Here is a 1673-nt window from a genome sequence, read left to right on the forward strand (position 1 = left end):
TGTAAGCCCCATTTAGAAATGACACCCCTCTGCTAGATAGAAATGACACCCTCGGGTGTCGTCAGCGGAATACGGTGGCATGGTTCTCCCGGTGGTTGGGAGGACGCTTCTATGACGGTGCTGGCAATGAGCCATGGCGAACTTTCACGCTTTGACACGTTGATGCGCGTTGAGCGCGGCGAACTGCGGGTCGAAGATGCGGCCGCCTTGCTTGGATTGAAGCGTCGGCAAGTTTTCCGCCTGCTGGAACGAATGCGGAGCGACGGCGCTGCGGGTCTGATTTCCCGAAAGCGTGGTCGGCCAAGCAACCGGCGGCACAGCGATGCGTTTCGTGAGCAGATCCTTGAGATCGTGCGCGAGCATTATCACGACTTTGGCCCGACCTTGGCGCGTGAGTACCTGATCGAACGTCACGGGATCACGGTTGCCTGTGAGACACTACGCCAGTTCATGATCCAGGCGGGTCTCTGGAAGGATCGCGATGCCCGCCGTCCACGGCCTTATCAACCCCGTTACCGGCGGGACTGCCGCGGCGAGCTGGTTCAGGTGGATGGCTCGAAGCATTGGTGGTTCGAGGATCGCGGGCCACAATGCACGCTGTTGGTGTTCATCGACGATGCGACCAGCGAGTTGATGCAGCTCCGTATGGTCGAGAGCGAGAACACCTTCGCCTATATGGATGCAATGCGGGAGTATATCGAGGCGCACGGCAAGCCGGTGGCGATTTACTCGGACAAGCACTCGGTGTTTCGCAACAACACGGCCTCGGCCAAGGGCGACGGCATGACCCACTTCGGCCGGGCGCTGGAGGCGCTCAACATTGAGATTATCTGCGCCAACTCACCGCAGGCCAAGGGCCGGGTCGAGCGCGCCAACGCGACGCTGCAGGACCGACTGGTGAAGGCGATGCGGCTTGAGGGCATCTCGACCATTGCCGAGGCCAACGCGTTCCTTCCGGGCTATATGGCGCGCCATAACCAGCGGTTCGCGAAGGCGCCGTTCGATCCGCGCGATGTGCACCGCCCGCTCGCCCTGCATGACGATCTCAAGGCCGAGATGGTCTGGCGCGAGCAACGCACGGTGACCCAGGCGTTGACGCTGCATTATAACAAGGCGCTGATCATTCTCGAGCCAACCGAGGTCAGCCGCCCCTTGGCAGGCAAACGGGTTGATGTGTGTGAGTATCCCGACGGCCGGCTCGAGATCCGGCACGGTGACGAAGTCTTGCCCTACCGGGTGTTCGACAAGATTCGGCAGGTCAATCAGGCGGCGATCGTCGAGAACAAGCACCTCGATGCCGCACTGGCGATGGCCAGGGCTATACAGGAGATGTTGCCGCCGAAGAAGCGCAACAACAACGAACCGTGCCGCCGATCGCAGGGGGCGCACATGTTCCCCTCGCCTACCAAGGCGGACGAACAACCGGTGAAGCGCAAGCGGGGCCGTCCTCCCCTTCCCCGGCTCAGCCCAATCGAGGCGGCGCAGCGCATGCTCGAGCCGGTGTGAGGGAGCCCACTGCAAAGCAGCGGGTCCACCGGCTCCATTACCGCCAGACCAGCGCACCAGCAGGGGCTACGCTGCACAAGATCGAAGGGTTCCGCGCAGCCCCTGCTGCATCAGACGGTGACATCTCTATCTGGTGGAAATAGTGTCTTTTCTAAATTGCAGGAACA

1 protein-coding gene is annotated in these 1673 nt (G+C 61.5%); it reads left to right on the forward strand.

From position 1 onward, the window contains the following. Positions 1 to 111: 111 nt before the first annotated feature. Positions 112 to 1506 (forward strand): ISNCY family transposase, encoded by a 1395-nt coding sequence (locus Q8Q53_RS14175; RefSeq protein WP_305702437.1) that lies wholly within the window; start codon positions 112 to 114, stop codon positions 1504 to 1506. Positions 1507 to 1673 lie beyond the last annotated feature (167 nt).

The sequence above is a fragment of the Novosphingobium sp. genome (assembly GCF_030699305.1).
Classification (GTDB): domain Bacteria; phylum Pseudomonadota; class Alphaproteobacteria; order Sphingomonadales; family Sphingomonadaceae; genus Novosphingobium.

What these genes read in the sequence shown, in the direction of transcription:
- Q8Q53_RS14175 (WP_305702437.1), top strand. Translation starts at nt 112, where the DNA reads ATGACGGTGCTGGCAATGAGCCATGGCGAACTTTCACGCTTTGACACG.